Raw genomic sequence first — 19,309 nt, 5'->3', positions numbered from 1 at the left:
AGAATTTTTCTGGCGTTTTTTACTCTTTAGGAATTTATAATATTTTAAGGGGTGTATAACATCATAAGTTTTAATTATAATCTAAGGATTAACTAGACTACCCTAAAGAGTAAAAAATATAATTAGTCGCCTGCCAATTTTTCCTCACATGTGTTAGGAAAGGCAGATGCGAGAAAAAAATCATCTTGACGATTTTTTTATGTTCAAAATACGACTTTTTATGATATTATGTAAAGGTGAGGTGTTAAAATGAGAAAGAAAAGAATGAGATATATAGTTTTTCTTGCACTTTTAGCTGTAATAACTATAGCTTCAATTGTAGGATTAAAAAAATATAATAGATATAAGCTTGAAGAAAACAGATTGAAAAATATTGCAATTACTAAAGATGCAATGAAGTTATACATAAGTGAAGCAGATTCGGTTGGAGAAAATAGAATACAACTTAATTGGAAAGAGATTGCAGCAGTAAGTGCAATTCAAGAAAATAATTATTTTACTAAAATGGATGAAAATAAAGTTAAAGATTTAGCTGAAAAGTTTATTGAGGAAAAGAAAGTTTCAGGAAAAACCTATTATGGTTCTAAAGGTATAGATGAAGTTATAGATGAATTACAATATACTGATAAAGAAAAGAAGAGAGTACATAACTACTACGATCAGCTTGAAAACATGGGATTATATCCTGAAAATTATACAGATAAAAATCTTCAATTTATTAAAACAGTAGAACCATATGCATATGAAATATATGAAAAATACGGAATATTACCTTCTGTAGTAATAGCTCAATCTATAGCAGAGTCAGGATGGGGAAATTATGCTGAAATTAATAATTACTTCGGAATAAAGGCAGACACAAGCTGGAAAGGTCCAAGCAAGTTGATAACAACTACTGAGTATAACGGTGAAACTATTAAAGCTAAATTTAGAGTATACGATAGTATTGAAGCATCTTTTGATGATTACGGAAAATTTTTAAGTAATAACGCTAGGTATAAGCAAGCAGGTGTATTTGAAGCTAAAAACTATAAAGATATGGCCAAAGCAATAGAAAAGGGTGGCTATTCGACCCATGAGAACTCAAATGGAGAAAAGATTTATGCAGATAATCTAATATCTATAATTAAAGCAAATAATCTTATGATATTAGATAACAATGCTGAAAATAAAAAGTTTAAAGAATTGAGTAATTAAAAATAATTAAGTAAAATACTAGGTTAGAGGAATGTATATGTACAAGCCTCTAACCTTTTTTTAATAGGATATTCTAAAAGTTTTTTCTTTTTCTACTAGAGGAACTTCTTTCGTGGATAAATCATCTATTCTAGAAAAGCCATTACCCTTCATAAGTTGAGCTTTAAAATTTTCTATTTGATTTTCATCTCCTTGAACCATGATTTCAACCATACCATTAGATTGATTTCTAACTGTTCCAGTTACTTGAGTTTTTTTTGCAATAAGTAAAACAAAATATCTAAAACCTACCCCTTGAACCCTTCCAGAGACAATCATTAAATATCTTTTCATAGGACCCTCCTGTATAATTTGGTATTTAATAATTCTTTTTATATTATAACAAAGAAAAAAGTTTGGAACAAAATAAAAATTGTTTAAATATTTGAAATATACTGAAAATTTGTTATAATTATGATTATTAAGTTAAGGAGGGTTTATAACTATGGTGGAAAAGAGTTTAGTACTAATTAAACCAGATGCGGTGGAAAGAAATTTAATAGGAAAAATAGTTGATGCCTATGAGTCAAATGGACTAAAAGTAATAGCAATGAGATTGTTAAAGGTTTCTGAAGGGTTAGCAGAAATACATTACAAAGAACATGAAGGAAAAGCTTTTTACAAGAGTTTAATAGAGTATATTACAAGAAGTCCATTATGTGCATTAGTTTTAGAAGGGGAAAATGCCATTAGTGAGATAAGAAGAATAAATGGGGCGACAGACCCTAAAGCAGCTGAAGCAAATACAATCAGAAGCTTATATGCAATTGATAAAACAGAGAATTCAGTACATGCATCTGATTCAAAAGAAAGCGCTTTAAGAGAGATTAGTTTATGGTTTCCAGAAGTAATTAATAAATTAGAATTAGAACATATATCTTAAAAAGCAGGCTCTGTTAAAGAACAGAGTTGGTAATATACAATATTTTTAGGGGAACGCATAGAAAAGTTCCCCTAAAAATATGTACTAAATTTAAAATAAATTCAGTACATATTTTATCAATAAATAAATTCCTAATATTGCAAAGATAATAATTGTACCAATTGCTTTTCCTACAAAAAAACTTTTCATATTTCTATCTCCTTTTAAATCAAATTTAAAAATCATTATCCCAACAAAGGCAATACCTAAAACAACAATTATTGCTGGCATGAAGTTTGAGTGCGAATTTTTGTTTAATGCCATTCCGATAAAAGCTCCAATCAATAATAACGCTGACATTGCAAAAAATAACTTTTTCTTGATTGAAGAGACCACTTTTTTATCATCAAGTTCTGTTCGGATTGGCAAAGTGTGACTTTCAAATTCAAGTTTACAGCTTTCGCAGCCTTTTATATGCTCAGCAACTAATTTAATGCTGTCCTCACTTGCAACCCTATCGTTTACAAGTGGTATTAAATCCAATATAATATCGCAGGATATATTCAAATTAATTCCTCCTTTTTTAAAATGAATTTAAGCCATTTCTTTGTTCTAAAGTCTATTACTCTTGCTGAATTTTCAGAAATACCTATTTTCTCTGATATTTCGTAGTAGCTTATACCATCTACACGCATACTTATTATCTTTTGTATTCGCTCATCTTTGGTTTTTAACAGTTCACACACTCTATCTGATATTTGTTTTGAATCAAAGATGTCAAACATATTATCTGTGACATATAGCTCTAAAAGGTCACTATACTCCACAGTAGGCTTATCTTTTCGTAAACTTTGCAACCATAGATGTCGAGCAATACTAAATAGCCATGTTTTAATTGATGAATTGCCCTTAAAACTACCAATAGAATAGATGGCCTTTACAAATGTTTCAGAGAGCAAATCCTCTGAAAGGGTAGGATTATGGGTAATACTCAACAAATAATTATATATATCTTGACTATGGTCTAAGTACAGTTTCTCTATTTGTTTCACTTAAATCACCCTTTCATATAATTAGTCACTTAAAGGCATAAAATATTACACAACTTTTGAAAAAAAATTTAGCGTGCCAGTTCTTGACACGCTTGTAGCAAAATATAAATATGATTGTATCACATAATCTTATAATTAGTTACTCTTTATTTCTAGCCATGCATCATCATAGAGTTTTAGGCTGTCACCTAAGTCTACAAATACTTCACATTTATCTAATAATTCATCTGAAGGATATGATGCAGGATTATTTTGAGTATCTTCATCTAGAAGCTTAAATGCTTCCTTATTAGGAGTAGAGTAGCCTATATATTCTACATTTTGTTTTGCATTTTGAGGATCGCATAAGAAGTTAATAAATGCTTCTGCTTCCTCTTTATGAGGAGAATCCTTAGGAACTACTAAGGTATCAAACCATTTATTACTTCCTTCCTTTGGAACAACATATTCTAAGTCTGGGTTTTGCTCCATCATATATACGGCATCTCCGGACCATACAGTAGCAAGGGCAGCTTCTCCGCCTATCATTCTATCTTTAACTTCATCAACAACATAGGCTTTAACAAGTGGCTTTTGTTTTATTAACTCTTCTTTTGCTTCATTTATTTCTTTTGGATCGGTTGTATTTATTGAATATCCAAGTCTTTTTAACGAAATTGCCATAGTATCTCTTATGGAATCAAACATCATTATTTGTTTTGAGTATTTAGGATTCCAGAGTATATTCCATGAATCAACTGGATCAGTAACCATGGTCTTATTATAAATTATACCAACTGTTCCCCACATATAAGGGACAGAGTATTCATTTTTAGGATCATAGGATAGGTTTTTAAACTTATCATCAATGTTTTTATAGTTCGGAATATTATTAAAATCTAATTTTTCAACCATATCTTCTTTTATCATTTTTTGAAGCATATAGTCTGAAGGCACTACAATATCATAGCTGGAATTTCCACCTTTTAATTTTTGATACATTATTTCATTAGTATCATATTCTTCGTAGTTAACCTTAATTCCAGTTTCATCTTGGAACTTTGTTATAAGCTCTTTATCAATGTAGTCACCAACATTAAATACATTTAGAACTTTTCTATCAGATTTCTTCTTGCCATATATAGCAAATGAAGTAACTAAAAGTATTATAACCAAAGCAAACGCCATAGCTCTATTTCCATTCTTGTTACTGCTTGGCTTATTTTTCTTAACAGGCTCCTTTGATAAATCTTTTTTGTTTACTAAGATTAATAATGTAAGCACTGTAATGAACATTAATGTTGAAAGAGCATTAATTTCAGGCTTTATACCACGCCTAGCCATTGAAAATATTTCTATTGATAGGTTAGATACGCCTGAGCCTGTAGTAAAGAACGAAATTACAAAATCATCTATAGACATAGTAAAGGCCATAATGAAGCCGGAAATAATTCCAGGGGTAATTTGAGGAATTATTATTTTTCTCATGGCATAGCTTGGGGTTGCCCCTAGATCTAATGCAGCCTCTGTTATATTGCTTGGCATCTGTTTAAGCTTTGGTAAAACAGATAAGATAACATATGGAATATTAAATGTTATATGAGCTAACATTAGTGTCTTGAAGCCAAAGGTTAGGTGCAAAAATACAAATAAACTCATAAGTGCTATTCCAGTAACGATATCTGGATTTAAAACAGGTAAATAGTTAATATTTAGAATTAACTTTTTTGTTTTACCTCTCATATTATAAATACCTATAGCAGCTATAGTTCCCACTATAGTTGAAATAATTGAGGAGGATAAGGCTACAAGTAAAGTGTTATAAAGTGCTTTAAGTATTTTATCATTGTCAAGTAATGCCTGATACCACTTTAATGTAAATCCTTCCCAAGAAGCCATTGACTTTGAGCTATTAAAAGAAAAAACTATTAAAGCAAGTATTGGTGCATATAAAAATAAATATATTAAGAACATATACACCTTAGCGCTAATCTTTTCTAAGGTTTTCATCATAGTAATGCACCACCTTCTTTGTCGGATTCCCCTTCATATCTAGACAATAATGCCATTGAAATTAATATTATTATCATCATAAATATTGAAATTGCTGAACCAAAATTCCAGTCTCCTATATTGGTAAATTGTTGTTCAATTAAGTTACCAACAAGCATATATTGTCCACCACCTAATAGGCTGGAAATTATAAAAGTGGATACTGCAGGCATAAATACCATAGTAATACCAGACATAACACCAGGTATTGATAGTGGGAAAATTACTCTTTTAAATAGTATACGTCTATCAGCACCTAGGTCTTGCGCTGCACTAATTAAGTCGCTATCTATTTTGATTAATACAGTATATATTGGTATAACCATAAAAGGAAGAAAGTTATAAATCATTCCTAATATAACTGTCCCATCATTATATAGTAAATTTAATGGGCCAATACCTATATAACCTAGAAGAGTATTTATAATTCCGTTTTTGCCTAGTATTGCAAGCCATGAATAAGTTCTAAGTAAAAAATTCATCCACATTGGCAATATAAATAACATAATTAATACATTTCTTTTACCTACGTTCATCTTTGAAATCATATATGCAATAGGGTAGCCCATAACTAGACAAGCTACTGTAGAAATAACTGCAAGCAATAAACTTCTTCCGAAAACTTTAAGGTATTGTGGAGATATAAGTTTTTGGTAGTTTTCTAAGCTAAAAACATATTGAGAATCAATTTTTTTAGTGAAGCTGAAAAATAAAACTATAATCAGTGGAACTACGATGAAAAGCAAGCTCCATAATAAATAAGGATAGGCAGCAAGGCCCCTTTTCTTATTCATTTTCAGAAACCTTTCTCATAATGTGAATATCTTCAGGGTATATATCCATTCCTATGATATCTCCAGGTTTCGCATTTTGTGTGTTGTGAATAATCCAGCTTCTATCATCTTCTATGACTTCAATTTCATAGTGAACACCTTTAAATATTACAGAATTAACCGTGCCTTTAAGCATGCCTTTTTCACTATCAGTTATTTTAATATCTTCAGGTCTAATAACAACTTGAACTTCTTCATTTTTTTCGAACCCTTTATCAACACATTTAAAATCTTTATTACAGAAATTCACTTTATAATCTTCAAGCATTATTCCATCTATTATGTTACTTTCACCAATAAATCTAGCAACAAAAGCATTTGCTGGCTCATTATAAATATCTTCTGGTGTTCCCATCTGTTGAATTATCCCTTTATTCATTACAATAATTTTATCAGACATAGTTAGGGCTTCTTCTTGATCATGAGTTACAAAGACAAAGGTTATCCCTAATTTCTTTTGAATCTTTTTTAATTCTAATTGCATTTCCTTTCTTAACTTTAAGTCTAATGCACCAAGAGGCTCGTCCAAAAGTAGAACCTTAGGCTCATTGACTAATGCACGTGCAATAGCTATTCTTTGCTGTTGTCCTCCAGAGAGGGACTCAATGCTACGTTCTTCAAAGTTTTCTAAAGATACTAATTTAAGTATTTCTTTAACCTTTGAGTCAATTTCATCTTTAGGCAACTTCTTTATTTTTAATCCAAAAGCTATGTTCTCATATACGTTCATATGAGGGAATAGAGCATATTTTTGAAAAACTGTATTTAGGGGTCTTTTATATGGAGGGATATCATTGATATTGCTTCCCTCAAAAATAACTTCCCCTGAATCTGGATTTTCAAAACCACCTAAAATCTTTAATGTAGTAGTTTTTCCACAACCACTTGGACCTAAAAGTGTTATAAATTCATTTCTTTTAATATTCATGCTAATGTTGTTTAGTACAACGTTGTCTTCATATGATTTAGTTAAAGTTTTAATTTCTATAATATTTTCTCCCAAAATAAAGCACCTCTTTCTGATCACTAAAATGATGGTGGAGTACTAATCCAAATTACTTTTGCAGGAGTTTTTCCTGCATTTGAAATATAATGATTTTCACGTGGTTTAAAATAGAAGCTCTCACCTTTTCTAACTTTATATTTCTTTTCACCTATATGAAGAAATATAACCCCAGATAGTACATATCCAAATTCTTCACCTTCATGTGGCTCTTCTTCTGTATACCTTCCATCAGGTTCTAAATTTATCATTATTGGTTCCATTTCATTTTTTTGCGCATTAGGTACTAGCCACATTAAAGAGTATTTGAGTTCATTATTTTCAGTTTCAAACATATCATCCTTTGTAAAGGCGATTCTCTCCTGATTATCTTCACTAAAGAATTCAGTTAAGTTTGTACCTAAGATTTCAAGAATATCCATTAAGGTTGCAATTGAAGGAGAAGTTAAGTCATTCTCTAACTGAGAAATAAAGCCTTTTGAAAGCTCGCATCTATTTGCTAATTCTTCTTGAGTAAGTTGTTTTTCTATTCTTAATCTGCGAATTTTTTCACCTATTTGCATTTGATTTTCCTCCCATATAGTTTATAAATAAATAGTTAAGTTATTTCTATTAGAACATAATATACTAAACATAAAGTTTAAAAATACTAAACAACATTATATAGATTTTAATTTTAAAAATCAATAAATAATTGGAAATTTGTATTAGAAAAATAATTGATTAACAAGAATTAAAAAGTTTTCTGATAATTCATTTGATTAAAAGGTGAAAATATGAGATATTATTAATATAATATAGAAAATATTAGGTGATATTATGGAAAGTAACTTTTATAGAAGAGATGGAAAATTAGTTTATATAAAACAACCAGAGTTTTCGGAACTCAAATATGTTCAAACCTTATGGAAAGACAGAGAAACCATGGACGGTATTGGTGGGATATATCATTTTCCAGAGGAGAAATGGAAGGTCTTTTATCATAAAATGGTTATGCCTTCTGATGGGAAAAACTTCTATTGTTTAGTATATAATTTAGATGAAGTGCCAGTTGGAGAAGTAAGCTTTCATGGTTATGATTCTGCAGCAAAGATTGCAAGATTTAATATAAAGATTCAAGGAAAATATAGGAAAAGGGGATATGGTAGAGAAGCTATAAGATTACTATTAGAATATTATTTCTTTGAATTTGGTGGTAATATCATGATGGAAAAAGCTAAACAGGAATTTTCGAATGAATTTATTAGTTCCTTAGGTTTTGAAGTTATAAGAAAGGACAAGGGTGAGATAACTTACCAAATATCTAAGGAAACATTTAAAGCTCTATCTAATAATGAAAAGAAAAATGTTTGTTGCATTTTATATCCTGGAGTTGATTTATTAGAAGTTTCATTTACTTTCGAGCTATTTAATTTAATTAATAAATTTAATGGGGAAGAAGTATTTAAGTTATATGTTATCGGTGATGATGAGGTGGATTTATCAAATGGAATGAAGATAATACCATCACATTCTTATGAAGCACCAATAATTCCTAATATTATTATAATGCCAGGTGGATGTGGATGTTTAGAAAATAATAAAATTTCAAGCTACATAGATAAATTTTACAAGGATAGTGACTATATATTAGCTACAGGCCATGGAATAATGACTATAGCAAAGTGTGGAATAGTAAAAAATCATATCATTGCAGCATTAGAAGAAGATAGAAAACAAATTTTAAATATGTCTCCAAGTTCTAAGATTGCAGAATTAAGCTATGTAGATACAGGAAAAATTATTACAACTGTTGGAGGAAAAAGTTCTATAGAGGGAACTTTGAAGATTATAGATAATATATTGGGAAATGAAAAGACAAAAGATTTAAAAGAATACTTAAGTATACATAAAAAATAAGATGGACGCTTGTCCATCTTATTTTTTAAATACGTTTTTTATTAAGAATAAAATATCTTTAAATATGTTTATGTATTCACTAATATTTTCTTTTGCAACAATTACGTCTGCAGTAGTCTCAGTTACAACTTCACTGACATCTTTAACGTTATCAGTTATATCTGCCATATTTTTAATTATGTTTGTCATGGAACCTTTATTAGATTCTAGTATTGAGTTAACGTTGCTTAATACTTGAACTAATTTTCTTAAAACAAATATTAAATAAATTATTGCAATAAAAAATGCAATTGCAATTATACCCCAAAATAGATATCTTATATCAATTAGCATATTAAATCCTCCACTTATTCTGTAAATGTTTCAGTATTTAATTCAGCTTCATTGATAACATCTTGAGCTGAGCTAGCGGTAATTTTGTTTTTCTTTTCCTCTAAGTATGAAGAAATTTTACTTTTAGCTTCTTTTATATTGGAGACAGTAGTTTCTTTTTTATCCATAGCTAGATTTTTAGCTTCTTCAACTTTTAGTTTTATATTTTCATTTGCCTTTGAATAACCTTCTTTGATATCATTTCTTGTTTCTTTTCCTGATTTAGGAGCAAGTAGAATTCCTCCAACAACACCAGCTGTTACACCAGCAGCAGCACCTAAAGTAACCTTTTTTGCAGTTTCAATCTTTTTCTTTCTTTGTTGTGCTTTTCTTTTTTCTTCAATTAAACCTTTTAAACCCATAGTATTTACCTCCATTAGTTTGATAAATTTATTATACTACTTAGTACAATAATCGACAACAAAAAACAAGAAAGAGATGGATTAAGTTCCATCTCTTTCTTGTTTAGTTATTTTTCGGCTTTCCCGTGTTATTAGTTTCATTACCATCTAAGTCAACATTGCTATCATTGTTATTAGCAGGTTGATTTCCTTGAACTGGGACACCAGTAGTAGGAGACTTAGTTGGTGGTACTGTATAATCATCTTGCTCAGTAGGAAGAGTATATTGGGCATCTTTTACATAAGAATTATCCGTGTTCCATGGCTTCTTTATAAAAACTCTTTCCTCAATCAACTCTTTAGGTGTATTATCAGTTGCTAATTTATTATTTAATTTATTAACTTTAGCTGATACATGGACATCGCAGGTTTCAGTAGGTTCTGCACCATCTATAACCCAATCTTCAACAACCTTACTTCCTCTAGGATCCTTTGAACATAAATCTGTAGGAATTTTACCTGAAAGGCTACATAAAGCCATTTTCTTAATTCCTGAAGGTACCGGAATTTCTTTATCGGCTAAACCTTCATGTGCCTTTTCCATGATTTTTCCCCAAATAGGAGTTACAACAGCACCACTTTCACCTTTTATTTCAGTAGGAACATCATATCCAACCCATATAGCGGCTGAAAGATATGGTGTTAAGCCAGCAAACCATAAATCCTTATTTTCAGTAGTGGTACCAGTTTTACCAGCAACAGGCATTGAACCCCACTTTGCATGTGAAGCAGTGTAATGTTCAACTGGTTCCTTAAGTAAATCATAAGTTATATATGATGCTTGAGGTGATAATACACTTCTTGTTTCTGGTTTATTATCTAAAAGTACCTTTCCAGTTGCATCTTTAACCTGGGTATATAGAATACCTTCAGTATAAGTACCATTATTTCCAAATGTACCGTATGCAGCAGCCATTTTATATGGATTTCCTCCATCTGGGTCACTAGGATTATTATTAAACTGACCTAAAGCAACGGCAGCTATAGAGGTTTTTGATTCACTGTTATATTTTAACCCAAACTTTTCACCATAAGCTATACCATTTTTGATACCAATTTTATCTTCAGTTAAAACAGCTACGATATTCTTTGAGTATCTTAAACCTTCACGAATTGATATAAGTCCAGAATAATCATTTCGTGATTGGTTATGTGGATCATATGGTCCATCTGAAGTAGCATATTTCATACCGATTTCTTTAGGAATAGGTGCATCATTAATACCTGTTGCAGGTGTTATTAACTTCATGTCTATTCCAGGACCATATACAGTTAGTGGCTTAGTAGAAGAACCGATAGGTTTTAAAACATTATAAGCTCTGTTTAAAGAATTAGCAGCTTTAGGTTCTTTTCTACCTCCAACCATTGCCTTAACTTCACCAGTATGATAATCCATAATTACAGCAGCGGCTTGAAGCTTTGGTATTCCGTTTTCATCAAGAACTTCTGGATTTCCAACATTAAAATTACTTCTATCATCTAATACACTCTGAGTGTAATCTTGAAGTTTTTTATCCATGGTAGTATAGATTTTTAATCCACCATTAGCAATTAATTTGCTAACTTCATCATCGCTTAATTTAAGTTGTTCCTTTAAATCCTTTTTAACTTGCGAAATAACAGGGTTTGAGAACCACTCATAATTTAATTTATAAGATATAGTTTGAGTTTTAAATTCAAATTTTTTAGCATCGATATCTTTTATTGCTTGATCATAATCAGCTTGAGAAATTTTACCTAAATCTTTCATCTTAGTAACTACAGTTTTTGTTCTATTTAAGTATGGAGTAGGATCCTTTTGCATTGTTGGATTATAAGCACTATAGTAAGATGGAGCTTGAGTAAGCCCTGCAATGTATGAGCATTGAATCAGGTTTAATTCTTTAGCTGGTTTACCAAAGAAATACATTGAAGCAGCTTCAACACCATAGATTTTACCGCCAAGAGGAATTGTGTTTAAGTAAGCTTCTAAAATTTGATCTTTTGAAAGCAATTTTTCTAATCTAGTAGCTAAGTAAGCTTCCTTTATTTTTCTATTTATTGAAACCTCATTTGTTAGAATGGTGTTTTTTAATAATTGTTGGGTAAGAGTAGATCCTCCATGAAGGCCTGATTTACCAGAAACTTTATTTTTAACATCAATAAGTACAGAGCCAAGGATTCTCTTAACATCTATACCACTATGTTCATAAAATCTTTCATCTTCTATTGAAACATAGGCATTTTTTAGATTATCAGGCATATCTTTAAATGGGATAATACGACGTTCCTCATCTGAATGAACCGTATCTATAACATTACCATCGTTATCATAGAGGGTTGAGGGTTGGCTCAAATTTAGAACTGAATTAACATCTAAATCAGGTGCACTCTTTATTATGGCATAAGCATACCCCCCTGCAACTACAAGTAAAGTTAGTGCTATAAAAAATAAGGAAAGTAAAATATTTCTAAATATACGACCTTTCTTACGTTTTTTACTTTTACTTTTATTTTTAGTTTTAGGATCGCTTTTATTAGTTGAGCTAGCTTTATTCATTATTTCCTCCTAAATATTTAAAATGAATTAATCATCATTAGTCCATATTATAGCATAAAAAAATATAATAATAAATGGAGTGGTTGATATGAAATATTATACTAAAAAAAATAAATGGAATAAACGTATTATAATATTAATTATTATAATTATTATCTTGTTAACATTTTTTATATACATTTTTAATAAAATAATTTTGGGGACATTAATGGTGGTTTCAGATACAGAGATGAGAGCGAAAACTATAGAATCTATTGATGAAAATGTATTAACACTTTATTCAAAGGAATTTCAATATGATGATGTAATTAAGATAGAAAAAGACAAAGAGGGAAATATAACAATGCTTAGGGCAGATACCATAAAATTAAACGCGCTTTCAACTAAAGTTTCACTAGAGGTACAGCAGGACATTAATAGAATAGGTTCACTTGGAATTAAGTTCCCTATTGGTTATATTTCTAGAAATAACATAGTATCCTCATGGGGACCAAAGATAACAGTTAGAATGGAGCCTATAGGAACAGTTAAAACAAATTATTATTCAGAGTTTGAATCAGCAGGGATAAATCAGACAAGACATAAGATTTATCTAGTAGTAGAAGCAAAAATTAATGTGATTGTTCCTACTAAAAATGATGAGGTGGAGGTAAAATCAACAATACCTATTGCAGAAACAATTATAGTAGGTAAAACCCCTCAAACTAATTTAGATTTTGGAAAATAAGTTTTTAAGATAAATAGTTCTTTAGACTAAAAAAGAAGAGTTTAAAACTCTTCTTTTTTAGTCTGAAGTTATGTAGTTTAAATTTTATTCCCAATTAAAAACATAAGGAACATTTCTATAATAGTCTCCGTAGTTTAATCCATAACCAACTACAAAAACATCTTCTATTTCAAAGCAACAATAATCTGGGTTAAGATCCACTTTTCTTCTTGAAGGCTTATCTAAAAGAACACAAGTCTTTACAGATTTAGCACCAAGAGATTTAACATGATTAACTACAAATTCCATAGTATAACCTGTATCTACAATATCATCAACAATTAAAACATCATAACCTTCTATATTATCAGGAATATCATTTACAACTTTAACTTTACCAGTAGATTCTTCTGAATGTCCATAACTTGAAGTAGTCATGAAACCAATTTTAGCATTTGCATCGATAGATCTAACTAAATCGGCAGCATAAATAAAACTTCCTCTTAAAAGAGATAAAACATATAAGTTTTTATCTGAATATTCCTTAGTAAGTTCTTGACCAAGTTCCTTGATTCTAGTAGCAATTTGTTCTTCAGTAATAAGTATATTCCTTTTCTTATCTTCCATGTTAATCCTCCAAAATAAAATTTATATATAATCTACTATAGAGTTTAAAGTTTGTATTTAATTTATACATTAGAAATTAATAGCTTCAATCAGTATAAGTTAAGTTTTTTTAGCTAAACTCTTTATTCATATTAACCATATTAACAATTTTTTTGACATTTTTCAACTATTACAATATTATCATGAGCAGTAATAATAATAATATTAATACATAAATTAATAAAATTAATATACAAATTAATAAAATTAATAATATTAAGTTTAAAATTAAATATTTTAAAAATTATATTGAAATTATAAATATAAAGTAGTATAGTATGATTATAGGAAGGAAGTGACAATTAGTGTATAAAGTTATAAACAAATGTCCTGTATGTAGTTCGAAGCTTGTGGTTACTAAGCTTAAGTGTTCTAAATGCAGTACAGTAATAGAAAATGATTTTGAGATGTCGAAGTTTGAATATTTATCATTAGAGCAGCTAAAGTTTATTGAAGTTTTCTTAAAAAATAGAGGAAACATCAAAGATGTTGAAAAAGAATTAGGTATTTCATATCCAACAGTAAGAGCAAAGCTTGATGAGGTTATTTCATCATTAGGTTATAATATAAATCCTACTCCAGCAGTAGATAAGAAGAAAGTAATAGACATGTTAGATAAAGGAGAAATAACTCCAGACCAAGCTATTAAGATGTTAAATGAATAGAATTAAGGAGGAATTATTAATGAATGAAGAAATATCAAGAATATTAAAAATGGTTGAAGAAGGTAAAATTACAGCTGATAAGGCTCAAGAGTTAATTGAAGCACTTAATGAGAAAAAAACAGAAATTCAAACAGTACAAACGGATGATATTATGAATATGATGCTTAAGATTAAAGTTAATTCACATGAAGGTGATGTAGTAAATGTTAAACTCCCAATAAAACTTATAAAAACTTTATTAAAAACAGTAGGGAAGCTTCCAATTGAGAGTAATGTAAAAGGACTTGAAAATTTAGATTTAAATCTTATATCAGAAGCAATTGATAACGGCCTTTGCGGAAAGATTGTTGATGTTAATAGCGCTAATGGAGATATTGTTGAAGTTGTAATAGAGTAGGAGAGTGGATTTCATGAGAATATATGTTAAGGCAGAAGGAAGACGCTATTTTATACCTGTTCCATTAGTATTTGCCAAATGGGGAATGTCACTTGTGAAAAGTCCTTTTATCATGAAGAATATACCAGAAAATGAAAGAAAATATGTAGAGATGATAGATTTTAACGAGCTTGCTAAATGTTTATATATTTTAAAAGAGTACAAAGGATTAACCTTAATAGATGTTAAGGCAAAGGATGGTACTATAGTAGAAATTACCATATAAAAAATAACTTTTTCTAGGAGATGTTTATGAGTAGTAAAAGAAATTTTCTGTTATATATGATAGGAAGGTTTATTTCATACATTGGAACTGGAATACAGCAAATTGCTCTTCCATTATATATACTTGATATTACCCATTCAGGAATAATGATGGGGGTATTTTCAATATTAAATTTAGTGCCTAATTTAATAACTTTACCTTTTGCAGGAATGCTAGGGGATAGAAAAAATAGAAGAAATATCATGGTTGCAACAGACTTGGGAAGAGGTATAATTATTTGTTTGCTAGGAACCTTAGCTTTAACAGGAAATATTAATATCTATATTTTATTTATAGCTCAAATATTTATATCTATTATGGATAGTATTTTTGGTGGTTCATCTACAGCATTACTTCCTGAATTAGTATCTGAGGAGAGCCTGATGAAAGCTACTTCAACTAGAGGAGGACTAGATGCAGCTTCAATGATAGTTGGACCTGCTCTAGGAGGTATAATTTATGGACTTTTAGGAATTAAGGCAGTTTTTTATTTAAATGCAGCATCCTTTATAATCTCAGGAATATTGTCATTTTTAATAATCTATGAAAATAAAATTAATGATAAAGGTAAGATAACATTAAAATCATTTTTTAATGAAAACTTAGAAACTTTAACCTTTATAAAAGGTAATAAAGGAATAATGCAGTTATTTGGATATGCAATGATGACTAATCTTCTTTTAACTCCTTCATTTGATATTGTTCTACCATATATAATGAAAAAAGGAATAGGGTTTAGTTCTCAGCAGTTTGGTTATTTAATGTCTATATTTACACTAGGTGTTCTAGTGGGAAATGTAGTTCTAGGATTAGGAGCTAAAAAAGCAAAAACAAAAAACATTATGAATTTATCTTTTATTATGGAAAGCGTAATGTTATTTGGTTTTTCAATTGTAATTTTTCCAAAACAAGTTTCATTATTAGGTGGGCATTCTTGGACACTATTTATTGTAATTGCATTAATATGTGTAACCATAGGAGGCTTTAATGCAGGAGTTAATACTCCAATAAGTACAAATCTTCAGAAGATGGTCCCTAACGAAATGAGAGCAAGATTTTTTTCATTAATTGGAATGATTGCTCAAGGAGCAGTTCCGCTTGGATCTATTATGTATGGAGTATTATTAGATAGATTTCACTATTATAATATTTTTATGATTGTTACTATTCTAAATACAGTTATAACATTAATCTTTATATTTAAGGCAGTACCAGAAGTTTATGAGCCAAAAGTTCAAGTAATACTTGAAAATTAATAATAGTAAGTAGCTTAAATTTATATTTTAGCTACTTATTTTTTTATTCCATTAGGAAATTATAAATAGTGTGTACTATAGGGTTTTGATAGGAAACTTAACTTATACTTGTTTGAAAATGTCGTCTTCTGGACATTTTCAGGCATGTATAAGTTATTAGTTGAACTTAAAACACTATATTTACATCTTTTATGTTATAGTTTAAAATTAGATGAAGAAAATGAGGTGAGAGTATGATTCATGGTAATGTAGAAGGGATTAAGAATTCCTTTTTAAAAGAGTTAGATGATATATATGGTATTAAAACTCAAAGATATGAATTTTGTGCGACAGAAATAGTAGAAAGTATTTCAAGGTTAACTTCTTTAATTGAAAGAGAAATATCAGTTGCAATAGATAGAAGAGGAAATGTTGTTTCAGTAGCTATAGGAGACTCAACATCAGTAGAACTTCCAATAATAGATATAAAGGAAAAAAAGTTATCTGGAATAAGAGTTATTCATACACATCCTAATGGTTATTCACAACTTTCAGCATTAGATGTTACTGCACTATTGAAATTAAAGCTAGATTCTCTTGTTGCTGTAGGGGTTGTTGAAGGCGCAATAACAGATATATCTCTTGGATTTTGTTCAATAGAAAATAATATTTTGGTAGAAGAAACAATAGAGAAACTTTCTTTTGATGAGGCCTATAGATTTAATGTAATTGATAAGATACTAGAAATAGATAAGGCTTTAAAGGAAAGTGAAATTGAGGATGACGATTCTGAAAAAGCTATAATAGTTGGAACTGATACAGAAGAAAGCTTAGATGAACTTGAAGAATTAGCGCAAGCTTGTGATATTCCGGTTATGTATAAGGTATTTCAAAGTAGAAATAAAATAGATGCAGCTCTATTTATAGGAAGTGGAAAAGTGGCGGAGATTGCCAGCTTAAGGCAAGCACTTAGAGCTAATTTAGTTATATTTGATGATGAACTTTCAGGCTCACAAGTTAGAAACTTAGAAGAATATATAGGAGCAAAAGTAATTGATAGAACAACATTAATATTAGAAATTTTTGCAAGAAGAGCAAAAACTAGAGAAGCTAGAATTCAAGTTGAATTAGCTCAATTAAAATATAGGGCTTCAAGGCTATCAGGACTAGGAACTGTTTTATCTAGAACAGGTGGAGGAGTTGGAACCAGGGGCCCAGGAGAGAAAAAGCTTGAAACAGATAGAAGACATATAAAAGAAAGAATATATGATCTTAATGATGAACTTAAGAAAATAAAGAAAAATAGAGAAGTTCAAAGAGAGAGAAGAGGAAAGCAGAGTATTCCTCAAGTTTCGCTAGTTGGATATACAAATGCTGGTAAATCTACATTGAGAAATACTTTATGTGATATGGTAGCAACTAAAGATGCAGTAAAGAAAGAAAAAGTATTTGAAGCTAATATGTTATTTGCTACATTAGATACAACTACTAGAGCTATTAACCTTCTAGACAATAGATTAATAACATTAACTGATACAGTTGGATTTGTTAGAAAATTACCTCATGAGCTGGTTCAAGCTTTTAAGTCGACCCTTGAAGAAGTAATCTACTCAGATTTGCTTGTTCATGTAGTGGATGCTGCATCACCTACAGCGATAGAACAAATAAGAGCTGTTGAGGAAGTGCTTGAAGAGTTAGGAGCCAGAGATAAGGAAGGATTTTTAGTTCTTAATAAAATAGATTTAGCATCAGAAGATGCAATAAATGAAATTAAGGAAGAATTTAAGACATACGAGATCTTAGAAATATCAGCAAAAGAAAGAATAAATCTTGAATTACTATTAGAAAAGATATCAGAGAAGTTACCATATAAATTAAAAATGGTTGAATTTATAATTCCATATTCAGAGGGAAATATAGTTTCATATCTTCATAATAAGTCAAATATAATAGAGGAAGATTATAAAGATGAAGGAACCCATATTAAAGCTGAGGTAGATGACGAAGCTTATAATAAATATAATGAATATATATTAAAATAAGATTCTTAAAATAGAGCATAAAAATAAAATTATGCTCTATTTTTCTATTTATACAAATAGTTATTAAACTTTATTTTTTATGTACTATAGAGTATAATAAGTTTAAAAATCTTCTGGAGGGATATTGTGAATTTAAAGATAGCTGAATTTCAGAAAGTAATTTCAAAAATTACATCAGAGTTTGAAGAAAATAAGGATGTACTAGCCCTCTTAGCTTATGGTTCTCTAGTAAGTGGAGATTTGTGGGAAGAATCCGATATTGATTTATTAGTAATAATAAAGAACGAATTAGATGGAATAAAAGATATATATATTTATGAAGAAAATATACCAGTACATTACAAACTAATTTCAAAGAGTGTCATTACAGACAAGAAAAATAAGATAATAAACAAGATGAATATAGATAAAATACTTATTTCTTCAAAGCTTATTTTCTCAAAGGATGATGATATAACCAAAATTCATAGGGAATTGAGGTATTTCCCAGATAATGAAAGGCAAAGAATGAATTTGGTATATCTTGGAGAAACGCTAAAAGTACTGAGCGTTTTAAAAAAATACATGTATAATCATAGAGATATAACTAGTTACGAAATAGCAGTAAAATGTATTGACTCTTTTTCTAAGCTCTATATTAACAATAGCGACTATTTAGTAAGTAAAGATGCCATTACTATGGCAATAAATTTAAATGATGATTTCAAAATAATAGTCGAAAATGTGTTTTTTTCCAATGAGGATAAAGCAAAGTCCATAAATAGTCTTATAAAATATATAGATAAATATATTAGAAGTAATATAAAAAATTGTTGTAGTTTTTTAATTGAACATATAAAGAATACAAATAATTGGGTAACTTCACAATTGTTAAAAGAGGACGAGCTTTTTAGAGATTTATCAATTAATATGGAAGATATATTAAAAGAACTATACAAAAATAAGCTGCTTAAGAGTAAAGTTCTAATGCAGAGCTTAAATGGCTTCAGATATAAGGAAAATGTTTATTTTTATGATACCCTGTAATGGGTATTTTTACTATCTAGTATATTTATAGAAGTATATA

Annotated in this window: 21 protein-coding genes; 10 read left to right on the top strand and 11 right to left on the bottom strand. The window is 29.4% G+C overall.

Translation table 11 applies throughout. From position 1 onward, the window contains the following. Window positions 1-249 precede the first annotated feature (249 nt). Window positions 250-1,197: a glycoside hydrolase family 73 protein gene (locus JK634_RS10385; protein ID WP_202767577.1), complete on the top strand. Its 948-nt coding sequence runs from the start codon at window positions 250-252 to the stop codon at window positions 1,195-1,197. 60 nt (window positions 1,198-1,257) lie between these two features. On the opposite strand, the gene JK634_RS10380 is transcribed toward JK634_RS10385, so the two are convergent. Beyond that, the gene (locus JK634_RS10380) at window positions 1,258-1,530 is read right to left on the bottom strand and encodes an acylphosphatase (protein ID WP_202767576.1); all 273 of its coding nucleotides are present in this window, start codon (window positions 1,528-1,530) and stop codon (window positions 1,258-1,260) included. 151 nt (window positions 1,531-1,681) lie between these two features. On the opposite strand from JK634_RS10380, the gene ndk reads away from it, so the two are divergent. Beyond that, complete coding sequence (ndk, locus tag JK634_RS10375) at window positions 1,682-2,119, top strand: nucleoside-diphosphate kinase (protein ID WP_202767575.1); 438 nt, start codon at window positions 1,682-1,684, stop codon at window positions 2,117-2,119. 90 nt (window positions 2,120-2,209) lie between these two features. On the opposite strand, the gene JK634_RS10370 is transcribed toward ndk, so the two are convergent. The 6 genes from JK634_RS10370 to JK634_RS10345 form a co-directional block, all read right to left on the bottom strand. Then, on the bottom strand, window positions 2,210-2,665 hold the full coding sequence (locus JK634_RS10370; protein ID WP_202767574.1) for a zf-HC2 domain-containing protein: 456 nt from the start codon (window positions 2,663-2,665) through the stop codon (window positions 2,210-2,212). Further along, complete coding sequence (locus tag JK634_RS10365) at window positions 2,662-3,150, bottom strand: sigma-70 family RNA polymerase sigma factor (protein WP_202767573.1); 489 nt, start codon at window positions 3,148-3,150, stop codon at window positions 2,662-2,664. Before JK634_RS10365 ends, JK634_RS10370 begins: the two co-directional genes overlap by 4 nt. 135 nt (window positions 3,151-3,285) lie before the next feature. Further along, window positions 3,286-5,142: an extracellular solute-binding protein gene (locus JK634_RS10360; RefSeq protein WP_202767572.1), complete on the bottom strand. Its 1,857-nt coding sequence runs from the start codon at window positions 5,140-5,142 to the stop codon at window positions 3,286-3,288. Beyond that, a complete protein-coding gene (locus tag JK634_RS10355) occupies window positions 5,139-5,975 on the bottom strand; it encodes an ABC transporter permease (protein WP_202767571.1) in 837 nt (278 codons plus the stop codon). Before JK634_RS10355 ends, JK634_RS10360 begins: the two co-directional genes overlap by 4 nt. Further along, window positions 5,968-7,017, bottom strand: a complete 1,050-nt coding sequence (gene potA, locus JK634_RS10350; protein ID WP_202767570.1) for a spermidine/putrescine ABC transporter ATP-binding protein — start codon at window positions 7,015-7,017, stop codon at window positions 5,968-5,970. Before potA ends, JK634_RS10355 begins: the two co-directional genes overlap by 8 nt. 23 nt (window positions 7,018-7,040) lie before the next feature. Next, the gene (locus tag JK634_RS10345) at window positions 7,041-7,580 is read right to left on the bottom strand and encodes a helix-turn-helix domain-containing protein (protein ID WP_202767569.1); all 540 of its coding nucleotides are present in this window, start codon (window positions 7,578-7,580) and stop codon (window positions 7,041-7,043) included. Between the two features lie 256 nt (window positions 7,581-7,836). On the opposite strand from JK634_RS10345, the gene JK634_RS10340 reads away from it, so the two are divergent. After that, a complete protein-coding gene (locus JK634_RS10340) occupies window positions 7,837-8,916 on the top strand; it encodes a GNAT family N-acetyltransferase (RefSeq protein WP_202767568.1) in 1,080 nt (359 codons plus the stop codon). Between the two features lie 18 nt (window positions 8,917-8,934). On the opposite strand, the gene JK634_RS10335 is transcribed toward JK634_RS10340, so the two are convergent. The 3 genes from JK634_RS10335 to JK634_RS10325 all read right to left on the bottom strand — a co-directional run bounded on the left by JK634_RS10335 (window position 8,935) and on the right by JK634_RS10325 (window position 12,228). Continuing rightward, window positions 8,935-9,249, bottom strand: coding sequence for a DUF948 domain-containing protein (locus JK634_RS10335; RefSeq protein WP_202767567.1), 315 nt, complete (start codon window positions 9,247-9,249; stop codon window positions 8,935-8,937). A 14-nt stretch (window positions 9,250-9,263) separates the two neighbouring features. Next, a complete protein-coding gene (locus tag JK634_RS10330) occupies window positions 9,264-9,650 on the bottom strand; it encodes a YtxH domain-containing protein (protein WP_202767566.1) in 387 nt (128 codons plus the stop codon). Window positions 9,651-9,753: 103 nt separating this feature from the next. Beyond that, window positions 9,754-12,228: a transglycosylase domain-containing protein gene (locus JK634_RS10325; RefSeq protein ID WP_202767565.1), complete on the bottom strand. Its 2,475-nt coding sequence runs from the start codon at window positions 12,226-12,228 to the stop codon at window positions 9,754-9,756. A gap of 88 nt (window positions 12,229-12,316) precedes the next feature. On the opposite strand from JK634_RS10325, the gene yunB reads away from it, so the two are divergent. Beyond that, window positions 12,317-12,955: a sporulation protein YunB gene (gene yunB / locus JK634_RS10320; RefSeq protein WP_202767564.1), complete on the top strand. Its 639-nt coding sequence runs from the start codon at window positions 12,317-12,319 to the stop codon at window positions 12,953-12,955. Between the two features lie 84 nt (window positions 12,956-13,039). On the opposite strand, the gene hpt is transcribed toward yunB, so the two are convergent. Next, window positions 13,040-13,561 carry a hypoxanthine phosphoribosyltransferase gene (gene hpt, locus JK634_RS10315; RefSeq protein ID WP_202767563.1) on the bottom strand — a complete coding sequence of 174 codons (522 nt, stop codon included), beginning with the start codon at window positions 13,559-13,561 and terminating at the stop codon, window positions 13,040-13,042. A 344-nt stretch (window positions 13,562-13,905) separates the two neighbouring features. Here hpt and JK634_RS10310 point away from each other — a divergent pair, with 344 nt between their 5' ends. The 6 genes from JK634_RS10310 (at window position 13,906) to JK634_RS10285 (ending at window position 19,269) form a co-directional block, all read left to right on the top strand. Then, window positions 13,906-14,265, top strand: a complete 360-nt coding sequence (locus tag JK634_RS10310) for a DUF2089 family protein (protein WP_202767562.1) — start codon at window positions 13,906-13,908, stop codon at window positions 14,263-14,265. Window positions 14,266-14,284: 19 nt separating this feature from the next. Continuing rightward, on the top strand, window positions 14,285-14,662 hold the full coding sequence (locus tag JK634_RS10305) for an SHOCT-like domain-containing protein (RefSeq protein ID WP_202767561.1): 378 nt from the start codon (window positions 14,285-14,287) through the stop codon (window positions 14,660-14,662). Window positions 14,663-14,675: 13 nt separating this feature from the next. Further along, window positions 14,676-14,927 carry a hypothetical protein gene (locus tag JK634_RS10300; RefSeq protein WP_202767560.1) on the top strand — a complete coding sequence of 84 codons (252 nt, stop codon included), beginning with the start codon at window positions 14,676-14,678 and terminating at the stop codon, window positions 14,925-14,927. Between the two features lie 26 nt (window positions 14,928-14,953). After that, the gene (locus tag JK634_RS10295) at window positions 14,954-16,222 is read left to right on the top strand and encodes an MFS transporter (protein ID WP_202767559.1); all 1,269 of its coding nucleotides are present in this window, start codon (window positions 14,954-14,956) and stop codon (window positions 16,220-16,222) included. A gap of 233 nt (window positions 16,223-16,455) precedes the next feature. Next, the gene (gene hflX / locus JK634_RS10290; protein WP_202767558.1) at window positions 16,456-18,243 is read left to right on the top strand and encodes a GTPase HflX; all 1,788 of its coding nucleotides are present in this window, start codon (window positions 16,456-16,458) and stop codon (window positions 18,241-18,243) included. A 126-nt stretch (window positions 18,244-18,369) separates the two neighbouring features. Continuing rightward, window positions 18,370-19,269 (top strand): nucleotidyltransferase domain-containing protein, encoded by a 900-nt coding sequence (locus JK634_RS10285; protein WP_202767557.1) that lies wholly within the window; start codon window positions 18,370-18,372, stop codon window positions 19,267-19,269. Window positions 19,270-19,309 lie beyond the last annotated feature (40 nt).

This window comes from Clostridium paridis (genome assembly GCF_016765615.1).
In the GTDB taxonomy this organism is placed as follows: Bacteria; Bacillota; Clostridia; order Clostridiales; family Clostridiaceae; genus Clostridium_T; species Clostridium_T paridis.
The sequence above is the reverse complement of the archived record's forward strand: the minus strand, read 5'-3'. Positions and strand labels throughout refer to the sequence as shown.

Coding starts and splice junctions, on each gene's coding strand:
- JK634_RS10305 (WP_202767561.1), top strand. CDS start 14,285: ATGAATGAAGAAATATCAAGAATATTAAAAATGGTTGAAGAAGGTAAA.
- hflX (WP_202767558.1), top strand. CDS start 16,456: ATGATTCATGGTAATGTAGAAGGGATTAAGAATTCCTTTTTAAAAGAG.
- yunB (WP_202767564.1), top strand. CDS start 12,317: ATGAAATATTATACTAAAAAAAATAAATGGAATAAACGTATTATAATA.
- JK634_RS10325 (WP_202767565.1), bottom strand. CDS start 12,228: ATGAATAAAGCTAGCTCAACTAATAAAAGCGATCCTAAAACTAAAAAT.
- JK634_RS10345 (WP_202767569.1), bottom strand. CDS start 7,580: ATGCAAATAGGTGAAAAAATTCGCAGATTAAGAATAGAAAAACAACTT.
- JK634_RS10380 (WP_202767576.1), bottom strand. CDS start 1,530: ATGAAAAGATATTTAATGATTGTCTCTGGAAGGGTTCAAGGGGTAGGT.
- JK634_RS10340 (WP_202767568.1), top strand. CDS start 7,837: ATGGAAAGTAACTTTTATAGAAGAGATGGAAAATTAGTTTATATAAAA.
- JK634_RS10300 (WP_202767560.1), top strand. CDS start 14,676: ATGAGAATATATGTTAAGGCAGAAGGAAGACGCTATTTTATACCTGTT.
- JK634_RS10330 (WP_202767566.1), bottom strand. CDS start 9,650: ATGGGTTTAAAAGGTTTAATTGAAGAAAAAAGAAAAGCACAACAAAGA.
- hpt (WP_202767563.1), bottom strand. CDS start 13,561: ATGGAAGATAAGAAAAGGAATATACTTATTACTGAAGAACAAATTGCT.
- JK634_RS10295 (WP_202767559.1), top strand. CDS start 14,954: ATGAGTAGTAAAAGAAATTTTCTGTTATATATGATAGGAAGGTTTATT.
- JK634_RS10355 (WP_202767571.1), bottom strand. CDS start 5,975: ATGAATAAGAAAAGGGGCCTTGCTGCCTATCCTTATTTATTATGGAGC.
- JK634_RS10335 (WP_202767567.1), bottom strand. CDS start 9,249: ATGCTAATTGATATAAGATATCTATTTTGGGGTATAATTGCAATTGCA.
- JK634_RS10385 (WP_202767577.1), top strand. CDS start 250: ATGAGAAAGAAAAGAATGAGATATATAGTTTTTCTTGCACTTTTAGCT.
- ndk (WP_202767575.1), top strand. CDS start 1,682: ATGGTGGAAAAGAGTTTAGTACTAATTAAACCAGATGCGGTGGAAAGA.
- JK634_RS10360 (WP_202767572.1), bottom strand. CDS start 5,142: ATGATGAAAACCTTAGAAAAGATTAGCGCTAAGGTGTATATGTTCTTA.